1 protein-coding gene is annotated in these 273 nt (G+C 72.2%); it reads right to left on the bottom strand.

The window, feature by feature from the left end; translation table 11 throughout:
* Window positions 1-273: hypothetical protein (locus tag ACH3VR_RS22985; RefSeq protein ID WP_397558675.1), on the bottom strand; the 273-nt coding region annotated here is incomplete at both ends.

Genomic DNA, 273 nt, shown 5'->3' with positions numbered 1-273 from the left:
GGCCCGGCGGCGCCGTTGGTGATGTTCCAGGTGCCGTCGCCGTTGGCGAACGCGATCGGGATGGACCCCCACCCGGGAGTCTGCCGGACGAGGGCGATGTCGGTCAGGCCATTCCCGTTGAAGTCGCCGGGCACCAGCCGCACGCCGGGCTGGTTCGCCCAGGAGGGGATGAAGTCGGGCCCGGCGGCGCCGTTGGTGATGTTCCAGGTGCCGTCGCCGTTGGCGAACGCGATCGGGATGGACCCCCACCCGGGAGTCTGCCGGACGAGGGCG

Source organism: Microbacterium alkaliflavum (assembly GCF_044325405.1).
In the GTDB taxonomy this organism is placed as follows: domain Bacteria; phylum Actinomycetota; class Actinomycetes; order Actinomycetales; family Microbacteriaceae; genus Microbacterium; species Microbacterium alkaliflavum.
Note: the sequence above shows the minus strand (reverse complement) of the source record. Positions and strands in the feature narration are given on the sequence as shown.